The organism is Rhizobium arsenicireducens, assembly GCF_964021225.1.
This window is the reverse complement of the sequence record NZ_CAXHYK020000001.1, coordinates 865,923-885,612: the sequence shown is the minus strand read 5'-3', so window position 1 is coordinate 885,612 and position 19,690 is coordinate 865,923. Positions and strand designations below refer to the sequence as shown.

The window sequence follows — 19,690 nt, the reverse complement described above, 5'->3', positions numbered from 1 at the left end:
ACTTGCCGGTCGCTCACGCTGCGGAGTAATGAGTAAAGACGGCCGTACTGCCATCCTCATTGATCAGGAATACGTCATAGGCTTCGCGCTCGGATTCCGGCCCCATACCAGGCGAGCCGTAAGGCATACCGGGTACGGCGAGGCCGATGGCATCCGGGCGTTGATCAAGCAGACGACGGATATCGCTCGCGGGAACGTGGCCTTCGATCACATAGCCCTCGACACGCGCAGTGTGACAAGAGGCCATCTCCTGCGGGATGCCGTGGTCCAGCTTATAACGCATGAGCAGGTCCCCGGCCCTGGGCTCTGTCGTAACTGCGAAGCCGTCGTTTTCGAGTATCTCAATCCAGGACGAGCAGCAGCCACAGTCCGGGTCCTTCAGCACATGGACGGCCGTTTTGGTGCCTTGCGCCAGCGCCCGCAGGGGCGATGCCGCCAACAACGCAGTTGCGCCGATGAGGATCGCGCGGCGCGCGAGATTATCTTGGGTCATCTGGTTTCCTTCCAAGTTGGATGTTGCATTGGTTTGCGCAGCAGTTTGCGCCAATGGTCGTGGTCAAAGATCGACCCGCCTGAGCCTCAGGGCATTCGCAATCACCGAGACAGAGGACAGGCTCATCGCCGCCGCCGCGATCATGGGCGAGAGCAAAAGGCCGGTGACGGGGTAAAGTAGCCCTGCTGCGATCGGGACGCCAAGCGCATTGTAGGCGAAGGCGAAAAACAGGTTCTGCTTGATGTTAAGCAGGGTCGCACGAGCCAGCTTGCGTGCTCGCACGATACCCATCAGATCGCCTCCCAACAACGTAATCCCAGCGCTTTCCATTGCGACATCCGCGCCTGTTCCCATAGCAATACCGACATCGGCGGCGGCGAGTGCGGGGGCGTCGTTCACGCCGTCGCCCGCCATCGCGATCTTATGGCCATCGCGACGCAACTGGTCGATCAGGTCTTTCTTGGCCTCAGGCAGGACACCCGCACGCACTTCGTCGATCCCGAGCTTGAACGCCACCGCCTGCGCCGTGCGTTCGTTATCGCCCGTCGCCATGATGACACGCAGCCCCTGGCCGTGAAGTTCCCTGATCGCCTGTGCCGTCGACTCCTTGATCGGGTCGGCCACCGCCACGATGCCGGCAAGCGCACCATCGACGGCGATGAACATCGCCGTCTTTCCCTCCGCGCGCAAACTATTGGCCCTTGCTTCGGCCTGCGCCGTGTCCAGATGCATCTCACGCATCATCGCAGCATTGCCGAGCGCCACCGCGCGTCCGCCGATCCTGCCGCGCACGCCCTTGCCAGTGACCGCCTCGAAATCCTCTGCCTCCTGACGCTCGGCACCCCGCCCTGCGGCTCCCTCAACGATCGCTTCGGCGAGCGGGTGTTCCGAACCGCGCTCCAACGCTGCGGCAAGCGACAGAAGGTCCGTCTCTGGCAAATCTACCAGGGTAAAGATATCCGTCAGCTTCGGCTTGCCCATGGTCAGCGTCCCGGTCTTGTCAACGATGAGCGTATCGACAGCCGCCATGCGTTCCAGCGCTTCGGCGTCCTTGATCAGCACGCCAGCCTGCGCACCACGTCCCGCCGCCGTGGTGATGGAGATGGGTGTCGCGAGACCTAGCGCACAAGGGCAGGCAATGATCAGCACCGAAACCGCCGAGGCGATGGCGAAGACCAGCGCGGGCTCCGGGCCGAAGATCAGCCAGACGACGAAGGCGACAATGGCGATGGCCACCACAGTCGGCACGAACACCGCCGACACCCTGTCCGCCAGCCCCTGAATGGGTGCGCGCGATCGGCGCGCGTTCGACACCATCGCCACGATCTGCGCCAGCACCGTCTCGGACCCGACCTTTCCAGCCTCCATCACCAGAGAGCCGTTCTTGTTGATCGTGGCCCCGGTCACCGCATCGCCGGGGCCCTTTTCCACTGGCATCGACTCGCCGGTCAGCATGCTTTCATCGAGGGACGATCGGCCCTCGATCACCTTGCCGTCGACCGGGATCGCATCGCCGGGTCGCACCCGCAGGCGATCACCTTCCATGATGTTTTCCAGAGGCGCATCATACTCGGATCCGTCCGACAGGATGCGCCGCGCGGTCTTGGGCGCCAGATCCAGTAGCGCCCGGATCGCATCGCCAGTTCGTTCGCGCGCGCGGAGTTCGAGAACCTGCCCCACGAAAACCAGCGCGACGATCACCACCGCCGCCTCGTAATAGGTACCGACGCCGTGGCCCATCCGATAGGCATCGGGAAACACCCCGGGCAGGAAGGTCGCCACCAGCGAATATAGATAGGCCGCTGCCACGCCAAGGCTGATGAGCGTCCACATGTTGGGAGAACGGTTCACCACCGAGTCCCCGCCACGCTTGAAGAAGGGCAAGGCAGCCCACAGGATGATCGGCGTCGCCAGGACAAACTCCAGATAGCCTGCGACCTGATGCCCGATCCAGTCGCGCACCGGCAGGGCGACCAGTTCGCCCATCGTCAGCACGATGAGCGGCACTGCCGCAGCAGCCGAGATCCACATTCGGCGGGTGAAGTCGGTCAGCTCCGCGCTGGGTTCATCCGAGGGCAACATCGGCTCCAGCGCCATGCCGCAGATTGGGCAGGAACCCGGGGCGTCGCGTATGATCTCAGGGTGCATCGGACAGGTATACTGGACGTTCTCAGCAATGGGTTTCTGGTGCCCGGCCGCCCGACCGGAGGCGTAGAACCATGGATCGGCTTCGAACTCCGTCTGGCACCTGTCGGAGCAGAAATGATAGGTCTCGCCTTGGAACTGCGCGCGACGCCCGTCGGGCTTGACTGCAACCGTCATTCCGCAAACCGGGTCCTTCGCCGCGTCGGCCCCATCCGGAATGTCGGCTTCCGTGTGGTTATGGTGCTGTTCCATATCGCTTCGCCTCCAACTTTCGGATCCATCTTGGGGCTTCCCGCAATGGGAAGGTCAAGAGACATTATCGATGATCGATGATCGATGATGGTGGCAGCATAATCGAGGCGGAAATCCACTTAGCAAAACGCCCGAAACTGTTCAGACAAACCGAGCCAGTACTCTCCACTCAATCTCTTCAGCTCGCGACAATCTCTACAAAGGGTCCGTTTTCTTTGCGCGGCGGCAGGTCAGCTTATCGATGCCGCGCTCAGTTTTGCGGCGAGGGCTGGAACAGAAGCTTGATGAATGTCCTGAACACGAGCAACTGGCTTGCCAGCGTGTCCGGCTCCTTCAATGCCTTCGACATGACGATGCCGCCTTCCAGCACCGTGGAGACCATATCAGCGAGCCGGTCGACGTCGACGGTCTCGCGCGGCGGGTAAACATCGATGATCTCCTGGATCAGGCCGCGAAATCGTGTCCGCCAACGCAACACCGCCAGACGGTTTATGTCCTGGATCTCGCGGTCGAACAGGCGTTCGTAGTAGCAGCTGGTCGCCACCAGGCAGCCCGGATGGCCGTTCGGCAGGTCCGAAAGCAGTTCCGCCAGGAGCTTCAGCCCCAGCAGGAAGGATTGCAGCGGATCGTCCATCAACTCCCCGGCGCGCCGGAAAATGTCGTCGAATATCCGCTCGTCCGCATCGATGTAGCGGTTGAGCAGCGCCTTGGCGAGTTCGTTCTTGTCCCTGAAATGGTAGAAGAAGCCGCTCTTGGTGATGCCGATCTCGACGATCAGTTCCTCGATCGACGTGGCGCCGAAGCCCTTCGCCAGAACGGCGGCCTCGGCCACCTCCAGGATGCGATCACGCGTTTCCTTGCCCTTGCGCATCTTGCGCTCCTGTACCGCGGGTATGGTTTCAAAGCGCGCTGGCTTATCGAATTCCCACGCCTGTTGGCTCAGTTGGCTCGCAAATGTCTGATTTCAAAGAGTAACACTGATTTTGTCTAACAGTATACCGCAAGTCTTCTAGTTTCAAAACAGTCCAGACGGCAAGAATCCCATCGTAGCGCTGGCCAAGCGAGGCCAGAGAACCACTGAACTGGGATGGACAACATGACGACAATCTACAGACACGACTTGCCACAGCTCAAAGGCGGAGCGTTCCTCACCGATGGTGGGATGGAGACGACGCTGATCTTCCACGAAGGCGCCGACCTTCCTCATTTTGCTTCGTTCGTGCTCCTTGCGACGCCGGAGGGGCGCAAGCAGACCGAGGACTACTACCGGCGTTACCTCGACATTGCCGCGCGCCACGGCTCCGGCTTCGTCCTCGATACGCCGACCTGGCGTGCCAGCGCCGATTGGGGCGACAAGCTTGGCTATTCCGCTGATGCACTGCGAGCGGTCAACGAGGATGCCGTCAACCTGTTGGTGGACCTTCGGGCCTTGTACCAGAAGCCCGGCGCACCAATCGTCATCAGCGGCGCCATCGGTCCGCGCGGCGATGGCTACAAGGCTGGGCGGATGACGGCCGGCGAGGCCGAAGCTTATCATGCCGAGCAGATTGAGGCTTTCGCCGGCACCGATGCCGACATGGTGACGGTCTTCACGCTCACGAACGTCGAGGAGGCAATCGGCATCGCCCGCGCCGCCCGGCGGTTGGCCATGCCCTGCGCCATTTCGTTCACCGTTGAGACCGATGGCAATCTGATCACCGGCCAGACGCTGAGGCAAGCGATCGAGGCCGTTGACGCGGCGACCGGAGACTATCCGCACTATTACATGATCAATTGCGCCCATCCGAGCCATTTCGCGGAAGTTGTCGCCAGCGGCGAGGACTGGCTGAAGCGTATCGGCGGCATCCGGGCCAACGCCTCGAGGATGAGCCATGCGGAACTCGACGAATCCGAGACGCTGGACGATGGCGATCCGGCCGATCTCGGGCGGCGCTACCGCGAACTCACCCGGCAGATGCCGCATGTACGCGTGCTTGGCGGCTGCTGCGGCACCGACCACCGGCATGTCGCGGCGATCTGTGAGGCCTGCCTGCCGGAAATGCGACTGAGCGCCTGACGGGCGCCATCAACAGAAGGAAACGATCATGACAATCATCCATATGCGCGGACGCGGCAGATTGCGGCGCCTGATCGGCCGCTGGCTTGGACGCGGCAGACCCGAACGGCCCGACCTCGACCTGATCGAATTGGAAGGACTGGATGGCCACCTGATGCGCGATATCGGTCTCTTGCCGGCCCGTGACCGCATCATCAGCCGGGACGTCTTTCGGTAACGTTCATAGATTCCGCGTCGGTGCCCGGCGGCGCCGACCGGCATGCGACCATCCGCTGGGCTGGATGGATGACGCATCAGTCGCCCCTAACTCAAGACACCAGAAAAGAGACTGACATGACCATGACCACCAGACTGGCGGCCGTTGCGGCTGCCGCCATGGCCGCACCCGACAAAATAATCGCCCACTTCTTCACCACCGCGGCAGGAAGAGGCCCCGAATTCACGCGGATCGGCGATTCCCCCAATCGAAATCTGACGCTAGCGGGAAATCTTTGCTGGAAGGTGAATCCGTTTTCACGTTTCCATAAATACACTTCAAGCCTCTCATTCTGGCTCGAACGTGTACGCTGCCGTGTATTTCGCCGTGTAGGTTGAAAGAAACGCCCTAACGATTCCTGTTTAAAATCAACGATTTACGGAAATGGTGGGCCCGGAGGGACTCGAACCCCCAACCAAGCGGTTATGAGCCGCCGGCTCTAACCATTGAGCTACAGGCCCATCACGGCAAAGATGCCGCAGGTCGTGGGCAATGGCACCCGCGCCTAAGGCGATCGCTCTAAAGCAATTCGCCACAGGCGACAAGTCTCCGCCGCAATGGCTTCACAATCAACCGTCATCAAGGCAAGTGTTAGGGACGCCAATCCGAGGAATCACGATGAACCATTTGCAGACCACGAGGCTCGCCCTCGCCGCCACCCTCTCCTGCGCTCTTTTCCTGCCACTGCCCGCCCTCGCCGCAGAGCAGGAGATCCGCGAAGCAACCATCAACGTCTCGGGCGAAGGCGAGGCAGCGATCGCGCCGGACATGGCCGTGCTCTCCTTGAGCGTCGTGCGCGAGGCCGAGACCGCCGAGGCCGCGCTGAAGGCCAATAGCCAGGCCATGGCCGAGGTGTTCGCCGATCTCAAGGCGAAGAATATTGCCGAGCGCGACATGCAGACTTCAAACTTCTCGGTCGACCCGCTCTATCGCCAGGACAAAGCCGACGATGGCGCATATGAGGCGCCGGTCATCATCGGCTATCGTGTCACCAACGGTCTGACGCTTCGCGTGCGCGATCTGACACAGCTCGGCGCACTGATCGACGCGGCGGTAAAGCTCGGCGTCAACCAGGGCGGCGGCATAAGCTTCACCAACGACAATCCCGACGCAGCCATCGCCGAGGCCCGCAAGAAGGCGGTGGCCGCAGCAATCGACAAGGCAAAGATTCTGACCGAGGCCGCCGGCGTCAAGCTCGGTCGCGTGATCGAGATCAGCGAGAACTTCGCCCGTCCTATGCCGCAGCCGATCTATCGTGCGGCCATGGCCAAGGAAATGTCCGATGCGGCGCCGATCGCTTCCGGCGAAAACGAATATACGGTGACCGTCAACATCACCTATGCCATCGCGCAGTAGACCCAGCGAAACCCGATCCAGCGCGACAAACGCTCGGGCCTGCCGAACAACACAAACGAGCAGGCCCGCCGCATGGCGGGCCTGCTCTTATATCGACCGCCCTTAGTAGCGGATCACCGGGCAGCCGCGCGCATTGGCGAAAACCATGCGATCGAATTTGCCGTGGCGGAAGCCGGCGACAACCACGCGGCGTGGCGTGACATTGTCGACCCGCGCCTGGCGCAGGCCGCTCCAGCGCGCTTCTTCCACGGCGCGCCGCGGGGAGCAACCCTGCGGGCGATGACGGCGCGGCTCATGGCCCCAACCGGGGCGGTGACGGTCGCGTTCGTAGCCGGGGCCACCCCCGATATAAACGCCCCAGCCGATGTCGGAGGCGGCGGCAGTCGATGCTGTGCCGACGGTGCCGATCGTGGTGGCGAAGGTGACGAGGGCGGCAAATCCCAGTCTTGCAAGCATTCCGGTCATGGGTTCTCTCCTCTGGCTGCCCGGTCTCGGCCGGGTAAAACTCCCGCTCTCATCAGCGATTGGGAAGAGAGTGCCAGAGGCGCCCTGAACGCGAACCGAACCGCTTATTCAGGAACTGTTCATGGGCAATACTTGGCGGTTCTCGATCCCGGAACGGATACCTCAGCCGGCAATATGCAGAACGATTTCACGTCGATGCGGCCGGTCACGGTGCTCGAAGAGATAGAGTCCCTGCCAGTCCCCCAGAAGCAACCGCCCGTCCGAAAAGGGAATGCCGAGCGACACCTGCGTGAGGGCCGCCTTGATATGTGCCGGCATGTCATCCGGCCCCTCCTGGCGGTGTTCCATCCAGTGCATGGCGGGATCGGAAGATGGCGGTACGAGCCTTGCGAAGAAGGCCCTCAGGTCTCGTTGGACGGAGGGATCGGCATTCTCCTGGATCAGCACGGAACAGGACGTATGGCGCACGAAGATTGTAAGCAGCCCCTCGGCGGCATCCTCTTCCTCGAGGAACGCCTCAGTTTCGCGGGTGAACTCATAAAGCCCCTGGCCCTCGGTCCTGATCATCAGCCGTCGCAAGGCCATCCGCCCCTCCGTCATCGTCTGCTTTCACCTTTGGCGTAAGGCGGAATATGGCCCGCACCCGGCGAACGTCAAGTCAGGTGCCTTCCACATCGCCTCGCGCCTATCCGCTGCCCCTGCATAACGTCGGCGCGGCCTTTTCGCGGCGAACGCCAGGCGCTAGACTTGCTGTGTTGCACCGAGGATGAGGATCAGGAACATGACGAACGATCGAAACCTGCTCGACACGTTGGCAGGCCAGGAAGACGCCCTGGTGTTCAGAGCTTTCGACGAAATTACCGCGATCGAGATCGGCGAGCACCTGATGCGCGCCGCGCGTTCCGGTGATCTGCCGGTGGTGATCAATATCCGCACCGCCGATCGCGTGCTCTTTCACGCCGCCCTGCCCGGCTCCACGCCGGACAACGACGAATGGGCGCGCCGCAAGAGCAATGTCACGCTGCGCTTCCACAAGTCGTCCATGCGGGTCGGCGAGAATTACCGGCTGAAGGGCAGAGAAATCTGCGTAGAACTCGGCCTGGATCCAATCGACTATGCGAGCCACGGCGGCAGCTTTCCGGTGCGTGTCACCGGTACCGGCGTCGTTGCGGCCATTACCGTCTCGGGTCTCGCCTCCGAGGACGACCATGGGATGATCATCCGCGTGCTCGAGGACTATCTGGCGGACGAATAGCGCCTTTCCCGGGCGCTGGACGATCAGAGTGCGGTCGACATGTAGATGCTGAGCCGGGTCAAATGCTCGTCTTCGCTCTCGAAAACAAGGACGCAAGGCAGTGAAAACCGCTTTCCTTTTTCCATCGACGCGGCGCCGCTATGGTCGCGCCCGTCGATCGTACCGTCGAAGGCGCCCCGCAATCCAGCTTCATCGATCATGCTGACGCCGTTGGCAAAGCGGGCATCGTGGCGCAGGAGAAAGGCCGACAGGGTATCCCGCAACGAGCCGAAGCCGATCACGCGCTTACCATCCGGCATATCGAGCACCGCCTCGGCATCGAAAAGCGCTTCGATCGCGGCAAAGTCGCGCTGATTGAGCGCCTCAATGGCCTCAGACATCTGTTGCCGGATCGGCATTGGCAAAATCCTCCTGCTGAAATCTAAGAAGGACTTAGGGCGCGCCGGGCATTTCGGCAATGATGGGCAGTCGCCGCCCGATCTCAAGGGGCTTCCGGCGGCACCAGCATTCTGCGCCCAATTTCCAGCACCGCGCGGTTGAGCGGCCGGAGCGCGGACGCCACAGACCGGCTCCAATGCCAGTAAAGCGGGACATCATAGGGACTGTCTGGCTTGAGCGGCACGAGCTTTCCCGCGGCGAGGGCCTCGGCCACCAGGGCATCCGGATTGAGCCCCCAACCCAGCCCAGCGATCGTCGCGTCGACGAAGGCCTGCGACGACGGCAGCCAATGGGTGGGCGGCACGATCCCGTCGCCGATATTCGCCGCGATCCAGCGCGCCTGCAGCGTGTCCTTGGCATTGAAGGTGAGCGAAGGCGCGCAAGCCAGCGCCTCGGCGGTCACGCCGCCTCGAAACCAGCGGCGGATGAAATCCGGGCTGGCGGTGGCGATATAGCGCAACCGCCCGAGCGGACGGCAGTCGCAGCCCTGCACCGGCACGTCCGAGCCGCTAACCGCCGCCCGCACCTCGCCGCGCCTCAGCCATTCGGCACTGTGCTCCTGATCATCGAGCACCAGGTTGAACAGACAATCAGGTAGCGCCGCCATGGCGGGCACGAACCAGGTTGCAAGACTGTCGGCATTGACGGCGACGCGGATGGTCGGCGACCGTGCGCCGAACTCCACCTGCCCCATGTCCCGGGCCAGCGTGCGTTCGAGAAGCGTCACCTCTTCCGCATGCCGCGCGAGCCGCAGCCCCGGCTCCGTCGCCCGGCATGGCTGGCCCCGAACAACGAGCACGGAGCCGACTTTTTCCTCCAGCAGTCGGATGCGCTGCGAGATTGCCGACGGCGTCACCCCGATCTGGCGGGCGGCCCGTTCGAAACTTCCGGTCCGGATCACAGAGGCAAGCGCGTCCAAAAGCGCATAGTCGAGCATTGATTAAAATCTCTAATCCAGTGAAAGAATTATTAGCTTTGCTAATCTCAAGACCCCAGCTAGTCAAGGAACCTCCAGTCACGGAGCCTGCCATGCTGATTGCCTCTACCGCCGGTTTCTTCCTCGGCCTGAGCCTGATCGTCGCCATTGGGGCACAGAACGCCTTCGTGCTGCGTCAGGGTCTACGGCGCAGCCATGTGCTTTCCATCTGCCTCACCTGCGCAGCGTCGGACGCGGCGTTGATCGCGGCCGGCGTCGGCGGGCTTGGAAAGGCCATTGGCGCCCTGCCCTGGCTCCCTCCGCTTATGCGCTACGGCGGGGCGGCCTTTCTCGCCTACTACGGCCTTCGAAGCCTGCGCGCGGCGATGGCCGGCAATGCGGCGCTCAAGCCGGAAGGCGAGGTCGAAGAGAGCCTTGCCGCCGCTCTTCTGACCTGTCTCGCACTGACCTGGCTCAACCCGCATGTCTACCTCGACACGGTGGTCTTGCTCGGGGCGATCTCGACCCAGTACCCCGGCGAGGGGCTGGCCTTCGGTCTCGGAGCAACGGCTGCCTCCTTCCTTTTCTTCTTCTCGCTCGGTTTTGGCGCGCGCTATCTCCGTCCGCTCTTCGCCCGCCCAGCCTCATGGCGGGTGCTCGACGGCCTGATCGCGCTGGTGATGGGAACGATCGCCGTCAGTCTCGTGTGGAACACCTGACCGGACATCGATCAAGGATGGGCGATTGCGCGCAACCGGTGTAGGTTCCACATGGCTGTTTGCAATGGATGCGTCTGATGTTCCTCACCAATCACGACATGGTCGATCTCATCGATTTCCGTCACGACCTCCACCGCCATCCGGAGATCTCCGGTGAAGAAGAGGAGACCGCGCGCCGTGTGGCAGCCTTTCTTGGCCCCATGAGGCCAGCCAACGTCCTGACAGGACTCGGCGGCCACGGCTTAGCGGCAGTCTTCGAGGGCTCCGAGCCCGGCCCCACCCTTCTCTTCCGCTCCGAACTCGACGCCCTGCCGATAGAGGAAAAGACCCGGGCGAGCTATGCCTCCGCAATACCCGGCAAAGGCCACCTCTGCGGCCATGACGGGCATACGACCATCCTGCTGGCGCTCGGGCTGGGCCTTTCACGCGAGGCGCCAAAGCGCGGTCGCGTCGTGCTGCTTTTCCAGCCGGCGGAGGAGAACGGCACGGGCGCCGCTGCCGTGATCGCCGATCCGCGCTTTGCCGAAATCACCCCCGATTTCGCCTTTTCTCTGCACAACCTGCCGGGCCTGCCGCTCGGCCATGTCGCCCTGACGGACGGTCCGGTCAATTGCGCCTCGCGCGGCATGAAGATCCGGCTTTCCGGCAAGACGGCACACGCCTCCATGCCCGAAACGGGCCGATCCCCGATGGCAACCATGGCGAGGCTGATGCCCGCACTGACCGCGCTTTCAACGAACGCCCCACCCGATCGCGGATTCCGGCTGGCGACTGTCACCCATGCCTCGCTTGGCGCGCCCGCCTTCGGCATCGCCCCCGGCGACGGCGAGATCTGGGTGACGTTGCGCACGCTCGTCGATGACCGGATGGCCGAACTCTGTGCCGAAGCCGAGGAACTCGCCCGCGATGCCGCCAGGACCGAGCAGCTCGATCTCGAGATCACCTTCGATGACATATTCCTGCATTGCGAGAACGCCCCCGAAGCTGTCGCCCACCTCGCCCGCGCGCTCGATGCTGAAGGCATCAGCCACGACCCGGGTGACCTGCCGATGCGGGCGTCGGAAGATTTCGGCCGCTTCCGCGCCTGCGCGCCCTCTGCCATGTTCTTCCTCGGATCTGGCGAGCGCCATCCGGCCTTGCACAATCCCGACTATGACTTTCCTGACGATCTGATCGCCATCGGAGCGCGGGTGTTCATGCGGGTGGTGCGCAACGTGCTGGGTTAGGCGTCCAGCGCCTCAGAAGTCCGGAAACCCATAACGCTTCCACTCGCTCTTCGGGATCGGCTTGCCGACCTCGAAGCCGAATGACAGCACGCGGGTGGCATCCGGATTGATCTCGCAGCGGAATCGCAGGTCGAACCACTGTCCATTGGCGCGAAAAGCCGCCTTGTTGACTGCGAGTACATCGCCGTCCTGGAGGCGGAAGGACGGCAGGAGTTCGGGCCAATAGGCAGGCGTCCCATTGCGCAACTGCTCGCGCAGTTCGGTGACGCACAGCTGATCGGCCCGATCGGGGCGCGGAATGTCGTTCATCGCCGTGACGGCTGCTGCATCGCCGGTGATATTGGTCGAATAGAGCGTTTTCACCTCGTCGAGTTCGACAACGGTCTCGGCAACCTCAGCTGCAGTTGTGGCGGGGGCGTCCGGGGTATCCGCCGGCTGCTCGGGATTTTCAGCGGGCGGCTCCGGAGCTAGGTTCACCATCGTCTCGCTCGGCTGGTCCGCAGGTTTTTCCCCGTCAGCATCGGCGCCAGGCGTTCCGGTATCGACCTGTGGCAAAGCGATGTCGTCCGGCGGCGGCGTGCCCGGCGGCTGATCGGCTTCGGCGGCGTTCTCATCCTCTGGCAGCGAAGAATTGGATGCTTCAGCCGGCGTCTCGGGCTCTTCGGGCGGCACATCGCCAACCTTGGCCCCCTCCTGCGCGGCGTTGCCGCTGGTATCCTCCCGCGGGCCGCTGTCCTTCTCACCGAATTCGAACACGGGACGGAGCATGGGCATGGGCGGCACCTGCTGTCCGGCTGCCTCGACAGGCGGCTGCTCGACAGGCCGCTCGGGCGGCGTCGGCACACTCTCCAGAGAAGGTGGGGGCGGCGGAGGCGCGACTTCTGCTTGCTCCGCTTTCGGTGGCTCGGGCTCTGGCACGAGTTCTGCCTCTTCCTCCGGCTGCGGCTGCGGTTCCGGCGCCTCCTCCTCCGACGTCTCCTCCTCCTCCGGTGGTGGCACGATCTCGACTGCCACGCTTTCTTCCGGCTCTGGCTGGGAATTCTGAACCGGCATTCGAACGAACAACACTGCAACGATGAGAAGGTGCAGCAGCACGGAGGCGGCAAGCCCCCCACGCAGCATTCCCCAACACCTCGTCCATGTCTTTCCCATGCCGATCAACAGTTCCTTCTCAAGTCCCGGCTGATGTGGCCCCCAAAGGGGGCGGCATCAAGGACACAGGGCGAGATCGTCGCACCCTTGCTCCTGATCGGCCAAAGAAAACCCGGCAGGATCGCTCCGGCCGGGTGCTCTCTTTCGTGAGGTTCGTAGCCCGCCTCAGCTATCCAGGAAGCTCCGCAGCTTGCGCGAACGGCTCGGGTGCTTCAACTTGCGCAACGCCTTGGCTTCGATCTGGCGGATACGTTCGCGGGTGACCGAGAACTGCTGGCCAACTTCTTCGAGCGTATGGTCGGTGTTCATGCCGATGCCGAAGCGCATGCGCAGCACGCGTTCCTCACGAGGCGTGAGCGAGGCGAGAACGCGGGTCGTGGTTTCGCGCAGGTTCGCCTGGATGGCCGCGTCGATCGGCAGAAGCGCGTTCTTGTCCTCGATGAAATCGCCGAGATGTGAATCCTCCTCGTCGCCGACCGGGGTTTCGAGCGAGATCGGCTCCTTGGCGATCTTCAGGACCTTGCGGACCTTTTCGAGCGGCATGGCGAGCTTCTCGGCCAGTTCTTCCGGCGTCGGCTCGCGGCCGATCTCGTGCAGCATCTGGCGCGATGTGCGGACAATCTTGTTGATCGTCTCGATCATGTGCACCGGAATGCGGATCGTGCGGGCCTGGTCGGCGATCGAGCGGGTGATCGCCTGACGGATCCACCAGGTCGCATAGGTCGAGAACTTGTAGCCGCGGCGATACTCGAACTTGTCGACCGCCTTCATCAGGCCGATATTGCCTTCCTGAATAAGGTCGAGAAACTGCAGGCCGCGGTTCGTGTACTTCTTGGCGATCGAGATGACGAGACGCAGGTTGGCCTCGACCATCTCCTTCTTGGCGATGCGCGCTTCACGCTCGCCCTTCTGCACCATGTGCACGATGCGGCGGAATTCCGTCACCGAAATGCCGGTCTCGGTCGCGAGATTCTGGATCTCGGCGCGGATGTCGCGGATCGTCTGGTTTTCCTCGCGGGCGAAATCCTTCCAGCCGCGGGCCGAAAGATTGCCGATCGACTTCATCCAGTTCGGATCGAGCTCCGCACCTTGGTACTGCTCGAGGAAGCTATCGCGCTTGACGCCGTAGGATTCAGCGAGTCGCAACAGGCGGCCTTCGTTCTGCACGAGGCGCTTGTTGATGTCGTAGAGCTGCTCGACGAGGCTGTCGATGCGGTTCTGGTTAAGCGACAGCGACTTGACTGCCGTGATCAGCTGGTCCTTGAGCTCCTTGTAGCGGCGCTCCTGTCCCGACGACAGCGTGCCGGCACAGGCAAGGCGGGCCTCGACCTGCTGATCCTGCAGCTTCCGGAGCTTCTTGTAGGTGTCAGCGATCGTGTCGAGGGTCTCCATGACCTGCGGGCGCAATTCCGCTTCCATGGCCGCGAGCGACAGGTTCGATTCGTCCTCGTCCTCTTCCTCTTCTTCCGGCGGAGCACCATCGCCGCCGACATTGGTAATGTCTTCGTCGCCGCTCGGTGCACGGGCGCGCCGGGTCTTTTCCTTCTCTTCGGCGGCCTTGCGGTCGGCCTCGATCTTTTCCGGGCTCTGGAACTGCGGGGCAGCCTTGGCCTCGGGACCGGAATAGGTGGTTTCGAGATCGATGATCTCGCGCAGCAGCGTCGTGCCTTCGTTGAGCTCGTCGCGCCAGATAATCAGCGCCTGGAAGGTCAGCGGGCTTTCGCAAAGACCAGAGATCATCGTCTCTCGGCCGGCCTCGATACGCTTGGCGATGGCGATTTCGCCCTCGCGCGACAGAAGCTCGACCGAGCCCATTTCGCGCAGATACATGCGCACCGGATCGTCCGTGCGATCGGTCGGCTCTTTCTTCTTGGCGGTCGCAAGCTGGGTGCCTCGCGACGGCGCAAGTTCGCCCCCCTCGCTCTCACCGTCGCTGTCGTCGTCACTTTCCTCGGCGGGAGCAGCCTCTTCGGCGTCCTCGTCCTCGATCACATTGATGCCCATGTCGGACAGCATGGCCATGGTGTCCTCGATCTGCTCGGAGGTCACTTCCTCCGAAGGCAGGACCGAGTTCAGCTCGTCCATGGTGACATAGCCGCGCTTCTTGGCGGCCTTGATCATCTTCTTGACCGCGTCATCGGAAAGGTCGAGAAGCGGACCATCGGTGGCGCCGTCGCGTTCGCTGTCTGCTTCTTCGTTTTCTTTGACTTTGGATGCCATCTATTTCGTCGCTTTCCTGACGTCTGATCTTGTCCGAACGATGCACAGCGGAGAGTGGCCCGAAGGCCCCTGCCCGCTACGATTTCTGTCAATGACCTACCGGAATGGTGCTTAATTCCCGATTAACTAAGGACTGCATCACCGCCGCGCAACGTCCTCGTTCTTCCGAATGACCGGTCATGGTACTAGAGATTCGTCTGGACCCACTTCACCCTTGTGTGTCTGTATTGGTGATTCCCACAATTTTCCCTGCCGTCAAGCTCTTCCCGTACGATTGCCCGGGAAAACGGGAAAATTCTTAACGCTGGTGCTTGTGCAAACCGCTGTGGGCAGATGTAGGTCCGAAAGCTTCGGAAACAAGGGGCGCCGCTTGCAATGGCGTCCGGCCCATGGGTTTTGCTGCCTTGGCATGGTGCGCGGCAGACAGCACGGCGATCTCACGATTTGCGGCCGTTGAGGAACCAGACGCGCATGGGCCCTTTGCCCTTGACCTCGATCTCGCCGCGCAGTTCGAAATCGAAGCGGTCGTCGAGCATGCTTTTCAAATCATCTCCGACCTGGATCCGGCCGGGAATTCCGTGAGACTCCATGCGCGCCGCAGTGTTCACAGCATCGCCCCATACGTCGTAGAGCAACTTGTTCGACCCGATCACGCCGGCAACGACCGGCCCACTGTCGAGGCCGATGCGCACTTCGACAGTCTCGCCGTATTGCGCCGAGATCTCCCGGCAGCATTCCAGGATGCCGAGCGCCATGGACGCCACGCTCTCGGCATGGTCAGCACGCGGCTCAGGCAGTCCGCCAGCCACCATATAGGCATCCCCGATCGTCTTTATCTTCTCTAGTCCATAAGCCGCCGCTAAATCATCGAAACTGCTGAACACGCGGCTGAGAAACGTCACTACGTCCTGCGGTTGCCATTTGGCCGCTCGCGGAGTGAAATTGACGATATCGGCAAAGAGGATGGTTGCAGATTTAATGTTGTCGGCGACCGTTGCGGTTTCACGATGTTTGAGCCGCAGGGCGACGGAGCGCGGCAACATGTCTTCCAGCAAGCGCTCGGAGAACCGGTGCTCTTTCTCTAGCGCCACCTCTGCCCGGCTTGCCTCCTGAAAGGCGAAAAAGACGGTCGTGAAGATCAGCAGGAAGACCAGAGGCGCGGTCAGAAAGAACAGGACATCGAGAAAGGCCGGATCGACATCAAGGAACCGGGCCGGGGCAGGTAGGAATATTTCTGTGACGAGGAAAGCGGCCAGGGCGAATGCCGCAACGACGGCCGAAACAGCCAGGCGCTCCGCGCCAAAGATCAGCATCGTCGCCGCAACTCCAGGCAGGAAGAAGAGATGCAAGCCGGACTCGCGACCGAAGAGAAAACAATAGCCGAGGCCGAAAGCGAGCCACATGGCAGAGAAGTATAAGGCAGCGGCACTCGAGCCGAACCGATGGAAGAGCGGGGTCGCCGCATAGACGACCATCTGCGGCGACAGCAGCAGCAACGCCGGCCAGAGAGCGTCGAAATCATAGAGGGCATAGAGCAGGATATAAGGCAGGGACATCACGCTGGCGAGCAGCGAGCCGACATTGGTGACCGCCATCCGGCGGCGGGCATGCGGCGGATATCCCTCCGTCCCGCACGCAGCCACCATCCGCAGCAAGGACCGCGGATGCCATGATGAACCCGCCTGACGGGCACGCGGCAGTGAGATTTCGAGTTCCTGCGTCGACACGATCTGTTCCGGGAAGCAGTTGGAACTGTTGCATGAAACATCTGCCCGACAAGGGCAACTGCTTAATCGCGGGAGGCGCTACGCACTGTGACCCGTGGCGGCACCTTTGACACGTCCGGACATCACGCCGAAGCCGTCGATGATCGCTTCCTGGTTTTCCATCCGGGTGATTTCGAGCTGCACCTCATGCAGCGCACCGATCAACTGGCCAATACGGTCACCATCCTCGGCCTCCGTCGCCTCCGCCACCTCGCGCTCAAGCTCGATGCGCTGGCGCCGCAGCGCCTTCGTCCGCTTATGTAGGGAAAGGGCTTGGTGATAGCCCTCACCTGCGTCCTCGGGTGCTGCGATCTCGGTCGCAGTCCACAGCCGTGCATTGCGGATCTGCTGGTCAAGACCCTTGATGAGTGCGCCATGGCCCTGCTCTTCGAGGCGCGCAATCAGCACCTCGCGGGTGAGCTGCGCCCCGGCGCCAGCCGCAATGGTCAGCAGCGAGGACCAGAGCTTCTGCAGTTCGCGGTTATCGTAGTCGATCGAGGCGATTTCGTCATACTCGTCCTGCAGCAGCTGCGGGTGATTGACGATGGTAAGCGCAAGAACGCTTTCGCGAAGCGCCGGCTGATCCAGATGGCCCTTGACGAGACCGGAACGCGCCAGTCGGTCCGAGATCGCACCACCGCCTCCGGCCGATGGCCCCGGCGCCCGCCCACCGAACCGACCTTGCCCCGCCGCTCCGCCACGGCCGGCGCCACGATTGCCCGGCTCGTAGCCGCCGCGGCGCTCATTGCGCGCCCCCTGGCTTGGCTGAAAGAAGGCATTCAACCGGTCGCGGACGTCCTGCTGGTAGTGGCGGCGAACATTTTCGTCGGCGATCACCTGGACCACCTGCTTCATTCGCGCTTCAAGCTCGGCGCGCTTTTCCGGCGTATCGAACTGCGCGCCACCGGCCTCGCGCGTCCACAGCATTTCGGCCAGGGGCCGAGCCTCGGCGAGTAGCTTGTCGAACGGCGCCCGACCGTCCTGCTTGACCAGGTCGTCCGGGTCCTTGCCGTCCGGCAGCATCGCAAACCGCACCGACCGACCAGGCTTGAGATGCGGAAGCGCCAGATCCACGGCACGGAAGGCGGCACGCTGGCCGGCACTGTCGCCGTCGAAACAGAGCACCGGCACCGGGGTCATCTTCCACATCAGGTCGAGCTGGTTCTCGGTCAGTGCTGTGCCGAGCGGCGCGACCGCGTTCTCGATACCCGCCTGATGCAGAGCGATCACGTCCATATAGCCCTCAACGGCGATGATCGTGTCCGCCCCTCCCGCGCCCTGCAAGACGCGACGCGCGCGCGACAGGTTGAAAAGGACATTCCCCTTGTGGAACAGCTCAGTCTCCGGCGAGTTCATGTATTTTGCCATCGCATCCGGCGCCATGGCCCGGCCACCAAAGGCGATCACCTTGTCGCGCGAAGACAGGATGGGGAACATAATGCGGTCGCGGAAATAGTCGTAGGACACGGGAATGTCGGGCCCATGCCGCACCAGGCCGCAAGCCTCGATCTGCTCCTTCGGCACGCCCTTGGCGGCCAGATGTTCCTTCAGCGCATTGCGGCTCTCAGGCGCATAGCCGAGCCGAAAGGTTTCGATCGTCCGCCCCGAAAGTCCACGTTCGCGCAAATAGGCCCGGGCCCTGGCGCCACTCGCCGTCTGCAGCTGATCCTGGAAAAACTGCGTCGCCATTTCCATGACGTCCTGAAGTGTCGTGCGCTCCTTCTCGCGCCGCTCCGTCTGCGGATCCACCTTCGGCATGGCAATGCCTGCCATATCGGCGATCTGCTGGACCGCTTCGGGAAAGCTCAGGCCCTCGAGGTCGGTGAGAAAGCGGAAATGGTCGCCGGATACGCCGCAGCCAAAGCAATGGTAACGTCCCTTGCGGTCCTCGCAGTGGAAGCTCGGGCTCTTTTCACCATGAAACGGGCAACATGCCCAATAATCGCCACGCGACACATTGGTCTTCTTGCGATCCCACGACACACGCCTGGCGATCACAGCCGAAATCGGCACGCGGTCGCGTATCTCGTCGAGGAAATCGTTGGAAAAGCGCATGTCGGCCTCTTGGTCGTTCCCTCCATATAGGCGGGCAATACGGGAAGCGCCAAGGGTTTCAGAACTTGCGCCCGCTATCCACAGCGCTTGACCAGAATGACAGGTGAATTGACATTGCCAAAGGCCGGCAAATGTCTGGCAACTGCGGATCGGACCAAGCCTGTGATCACCCCATCGCCGGCAACCTTCGCTTTCTCTGCGCCATTTCACCGCGCAGCAGAAGCGCCCAAAGGAGCTCAACGAAAAACTCCGCCCGAAGGCGGAGTTCCGGCAGTCTTCCGCAGAAGACGTACTTACTTCAGCAGATCCTTGACCAGGCCGGAAGCCTTGGCGAAATCGATCTGGCCGGGATAGCGCTCTTTCAGAGTGTTCATGCACTTACCCATGTCGCGTAACCCTTGAGCACCGGTTTCGGTGATCACCGAAGCGCAGAGCTCGCGCACCTTCTCCTCGGACAACTGATCCGGCATGAAGCTCTTGATGATGCAGATTTCCTGCCGCTCCTGCTCGGCAAGCTCGGGCCTGCCGTTATCGGCGTAGATCTTCGCCGATTCGTCGCGCTGCTTGATCATCTTCATCAGGATCTGCATGATCTCGTCATCGGTGACCGGATCCTTGCCGACACCGCGATTGGCGATATCGCGATCCTTGATCGCGGTCTGGATCAGCCGCACGGTCGAAGTGCGGCGTACATCCTTCGCCTTCAGCGATTCTTTCATAACCTCGGTGAGCCTGTCACGCATCATCTCTTCATCTCCATGGGAAAGCCAGTTGCCGAGCGCCGCCAATTATGGCTTTTCCTTGTCATTTTGCCGAACTCTTAAACAGACCTTTGGGTCCACGCAAATCAATTGGGCAACCCATTGAAATACATGGGTCCAATTTCCACGCTTTCCACAGCAACGAATTGACCTTGCTGA

Annotated in this window: 19 protein-coding genes and 1 tRNA gene; 7 read left to right on the top strand and 13 right to left on the bottom strand. The window is 62.2% G+C overall.

Annotated features, from left to right (window positions below; genetic code table 11):
- Positions 1–13 precede the first annotated feature (13 nt).
- The 3 genes from ACWPVA_RS04195 to ACWPVA_RS04185 all read right to left on the bottom strand — a co-directional run bounded on the left by ACWPVA_RS04195 (position 14) and on the right by ACWPVA_RS04185 (position 3,761).
- Complete coding sequence (locus tag ACWPVA_RS04195) at positions 14–493, bottom strand: DUF411 domain-containing protein (protein WP_454286480.1); 480 nt, start codon at positions 491–493, stop codon at positions 14–16.
- A gap of 63 nt (positions 494–556) precedes the next feature.
- Positions 557–2,890, bottom strand: coding sequence for a heavy metal translocating P-type ATPase (locus tag ACWPVA_RS04190; protein WP_454286479.1), 2,334 nt, complete (start codon positions 2,888–2,890; stop codon positions 557–559).
- A 250-nt stretch (positions 2,891–3,140) separates the two neighbouring features.
- The gene (locus ACWPVA_RS04185; protein ID WP_454286478.1) at positions 3,141–3,761 is read right to left on the bottom strand and encodes a TetR/AcrR family transcriptional regulator; all 621 of its coding nucleotides are present in this window, start codon (positions 3,759–3,761) and stop codon (positions 3,141–3,143) included.
- A 225-nt stretch (positions 3,762–3,986) separates the two neighbouring features.
- Here ACWPVA_RS04185 and ACWPVA_RS04180 point away from each other — a divergent pair, with 225 nt between their 5' ends.
- The 3 genes from ACWPVA_RS04180 (at position 3,987) to ACWPVA_RS04170 (ending at position 5,540) form a co-directional block, all read left to right on the top strand.
- Positions 3,987–4,946, top strand: coding sequence for a homocysteine S-methyltransferase family protein (locus tag ACWPVA_RS04180; protein ID WP_454286477.1), 960 nt, complete (start codon positions 3,987–3,989; stop codon positions 4,944–4,946).
- Between the two features lie 28 nt (positions 4,947–4,974).
- Positions 4,975–5,163, top strand: a complete 189-nt coding sequence (locus tag ACWPVA_RS04175) for a hypothetical protein (RefSeq protein ID WP_454286476.1) — start codon at positions 4,975–4,977, stop codon at positions 5,161–5,163.
- 116 nt (positions 5,164–5,279) lie between these two features.
- Positions 5,280–5,540, top strand: a complete 261-nt coding sequence (locus ACWPVA_RS04170; protein WP_454286475.1) for a hypothetical protein — start codon at positions 5,280–5,282, stop codon at positions 5,538–5,540.
- A gap of 47 nt (positions 5,541–5,587) precedes the next feature.
- On the opposite strand, the gene ACWPVA_RS04165 is transcribed toward ACWPVA_RS04170, so the two are convergent.
- Positions 5,588–5,663, bottom strand: a tRNA-Ile gene (locus ACWPVA_RS04165).
- Positions 5,664–5,820: 157 nt separating this feature from the next.
- On the opposite strand from ACWPVA_RS04165, the gene ACWPVA_RS04160 reads away from it, so the two are divergent.
- Entirely contained in the window at positions 5,821–6,558 is a 738-nt protein-coding gene (locus ACWPVA_RS04160) for an SIMPL domain-containing protein (protein WP_454286474.1), read from the top strand.
- 102 nt (positions 6,559–6,660) lie between these two features.
- Here ACWPVA_RS04160 and ACWPVA_RS04155 read toward each other — a convergent pair whose 3' ends face one another.
- A complete protein-coding gene (locus ACWPVA_RS04155) occupies positions 6,661–7,023 on the bottom strand; it encodes a hypothetical protein (RefSeq protein WP_454286473.1) in 363 nt (120 codons plus the stop codon).
- Between the two features lie 162 nt (positions 7,024–7,185).
- On the bottom strand, positions 7,186–7,608 hold the full coding sequence (locus ACWPVA_RS04150; protein ID WP_454286472.1) for a secondary thiamine-phosphate synthase enzyme YjbQ: 423 nt from the start codon (positions 7,606–7,608) through the stop codon (positions 7,186–7,188).
- 196 nt (positions 7,609–7,804) lie between these two features.
- Here ACWPVA_RS04150 and ACWPVA_RS04145 point away from each other — a divergent pair, with 196 nt between their 5' ends.
- Positions 7,805–8,278 (top strand): heme-degrading domain-containing protein, encoded by a 474-nt coding sequence (locus ACWPVA_RS04145; RefSeq protein ID WP_454286471.1) that lies wholly within the window; start codon positions 7,805–7,807, stop codon positions 8,276–8,278.
- Positions 8,279–8,301: 23 nt separating this feature from the next.
- Here the strand turns inward: ACWPVA_RS04145 and ACWPVA_RS04140 are convergent, their stop codons facing one another.
- Positions 8,302–8,676, bottom strand: a complete 375-nt coding sequence (locus ACWPVA_RS04140) for a nuclear transport factor 2 family protein (RefSeq protein WP_454286470.1) — start codon at positions 8,674–8,676, stop codon at positions 8,302–8,304.
- Between the two features lie 83 nt (positions 8,677–8,759).
- The gene (locus ACWPVA_RS04135) at positions 8,760–9,653 is read right to left on the bottom strand and encodes a LysR family transcriptional regulator ArgP (protein WP_454286469.1); all 894 of its coding nucleotides are present in this window, start codon (positions 9,651–9,653) and stop codon (positions 8,760–8,762) included.
- Positions 9,654–9,745: 92 nt separating this feature from the next.
- Here ACWPVA_RS04135 and ACWPVA_RS04130 point away from each other — a divergent pair, with 92 nt between their 5' ends.
- Both ACWPVA_RS04130 and ACWPVA_RS04125 read left to right on the top strand, forming a co-directional pair.
- Positions 9,746–10,351, top strand: a complete 606-nt coding sequence (locus tag ACWPVA_RS04130; protein WP_454286468.1) for a LysE/ArgO family amino acid transporter — start codon at positions 9,746–9,748, stop codon at positions 10,349–10,351.
- Positions 10,352–10,428: 77 nt separating this feature from the next.
- On the top strand, positions 10,429–11,577 hold the full coding sequence (locus ACWPVA_RS04125) for an amidohydrolase (protein WP_454286467.1): 1,149 nt from the start codon (positions 10,429–10,431) through the stop codon (positions 11,575–11,577).
- A gap of 12 nt (positions 11,578–11,589) precedes the next feature.
- Here the strand turns inward: ACWPVA_RS04125 and ACWPVA_RS04120 are convergent, their stop codons facing one another.
- From ACWPVA_RS04120 to ACWPVA_RS04100, 5 genes are all read right to left on the bottom strand, one after another.
- On the bottom strand, positions 11,590–12,699 hold the full coding sequence (locus tag ACWPVA_RS04120) for a DUF930 domain-containing protein (RefSeq protein WP_454286466.1): 1,110 nt from the start codon (positions 12,697–12,699) through the stop codon (positions 11,590–11,592).
- Positions 12,700–12,894: 195 nt separating this feature from the next.
- Positions 12,895–14,949 (bottom strand): RNA polymerase sigma factor RpoD, encoded by a 2,055-nt coding sequence (gene rpoD / locus ACWPVA_RS04115; protein WP_454286465.1) that lies wholly within the window; start codon positions 14,947–14,949, stop codon positions 12,895–12,897.
- Between the two features lie 437 nt (positions 14,950–15,386).
- Positions 15,387–16,676, bottom strand: coding sequence for an adenylate/guanylate cyclase domain-containing protein (locus ACWPVA_RS04110; RefSeq protein WP_454286464.1), 1,290 nt, complete (start codon positions 16,674–16,676; stop codon positions 15,387–15,389).
- 78 nt (positions 16,677–16,754) lie between these two features.
- The gene (dnaG, locus tag ACWPVA_RS04105) at positions 16,755–18,770 is read right to left on the bottom strand and encodes a DNA primase (protein ID WP_454286463.1); all 2,016 of its coding nucleotides are present in this window, start codon (positions 18,768–18,770) and stop codon (positions 16,755–16,757) included.
- 293 nt (positions 18,771–19,063) lie between these two features.
- Complete coding sequence (locus ACWPVA_RS04100; RefSeq protein WP_454289523.1) at positions 19,064–19,516, bottom strand: GatB/YqeY domain-containing protein; 453 nt, start codon at positions 19,514–19,516, stop codon at positions 19,064–19,066.
- Positions 19,517–19,690: the final 174 nt, after the last annotated feature.

What these genes read in the sequence shown, in the direction of transcription:
- ACWPVA_RS04195 (WP_454286480.1), bottom strand. Translation starts at nt 493, where the DNA reads ATGACCCAAGATAATCTCGCGCGCCGCGCGATCCTCATCGGCGCAACT.
- ACWPVA_RS04190 (WP_454286479.1), bottom strand. Translation starts at nt 2,890, where the DNA reads ATGGAACAGCACCATAACCACACGGAAGCCGACATTCCGGATGGGGCC.
- ACWPVA_RS04185 (WP_454286478.1), bottom strand. Translation starts at nt 3,761, where the DNA reads ATGCGCAAGGGCAAGGAAACGCGTGATCGCATCCTGGAGGTGGCCGAG.
- ACWPVA_RS04180 (WP_454286477.1), top strand. Translation starts at nt 3,987, where the DNA reads ATGACGACAATCTACAGACACGACTTGCCACAGCTCAAAGGCGGAGCG.
- ACWPVA_RS04175 (WP_454286476.1), top strand. Translation starts at nt 4,975, where the DNA reads ATGACAATCATCCATATGCGCGGACGCGGCAGATTGCGGCGCCTGATC.
- ACWPVA_RS04170 (WP_454286475.1), top strand. Translation starts at nt 5,280, where the DNA reads ATGACCATGACCACCAGACTGGCGGCCGTTGCGGCTGCCGCCATGGCC.
- ACWPVA_RS04160 (WP_454286474.1), top strand. Translation starts at nt 5,821, where the DNA reads ATGAACCATTTGCAGACCACGAGGCTCGCCCTCGCCGCCACCCTCTCC.
- ACWPVA_RS04155 (WP_454286473.1), bottom strand. Translation starts at nt 7,023, where the DNA reads ATGACCGGAATGCTTGCAAGACTGGGATTTGCCGCCCTCGTCACCTTC.
- ACWPVA_RS04150 (WP_454286472.1), bottom strand. Translation starts at nt 7,608, where the DNA reads ATGGCCTTGCGACGGCTGATGATCAGGACCGAGGGCCAGGGGCTTTAT.
- ACWPVA_RS04145 (WP_454286471.1), top strand. Translation starts at nt 7,805, where the DNA reads ATGACGAACGATCGAAACCTGCTCGACACGTTGGCAGGCCAGGAAGAC.
- ACWPVA_RS04140 (WP_454286470.1), bottom strand. Translation starts at nt 8,676, where the DNA reads ATGCCGATCCGGCAACAGATGTCTGAGGCCATTGAGGCGCTCAATCAG.
- ACWPVA_RS04135 (WP_454286469.1), bottom strand. Translation starts at nt 9,653, where the DNA reads ATGCTCGACTATGCGCTTTTGGACGCGCTTGCCTCTGTGATCCGGACC.
- ACWPVA_RS04130 (WP_454286468.1), top strand. Translation starts at nt 9,746, where the DNA reads ATGCTGATTGCCTCTACCGCCGGTTTCTTCCTCGGCCTGAGCCTGATC.
- ACWPVA_RS04125 (WP_454286467.1), top strand. Translation starts at nt 10,429, where the DNA reads ATGTTCCTCACCAATCACGACATGGTCGATCTCATCGATTTCCGTCAC.
- ACWPVA_RS04120 (WP_454286466.1), bottom strand. Translation starts at nt 12,699, where the DNA reads ATGCTGCGTGGGGGGCTTGCCGCCTCCGTGCTGCTGCACCTTCTCATC.
- rpoD (WP_454286465.1), bottom strand. Translation starts at nt 14,949, where the DNA reads ATGGCATCCAAAGTCAAAGAAAACGAAGAAGCAGACAGCGAACGCGAC.
- dnaG (WP_454286463.1), bottom strand. Translation starts at nt 18,770, where the DNA reads ATGCGCTTTTCCAACGATTTCCTCGACGAGATACGCGACCGCGTGCCG.
- ACWPVA_RS04100 (WP_454289523.1), bottom strand. Translation starts at nt 19,516, where the DNA reads ATGATGCGTGACAGGCTCACCGAGGTTATGAAAGAATCGCTGAAGGCG.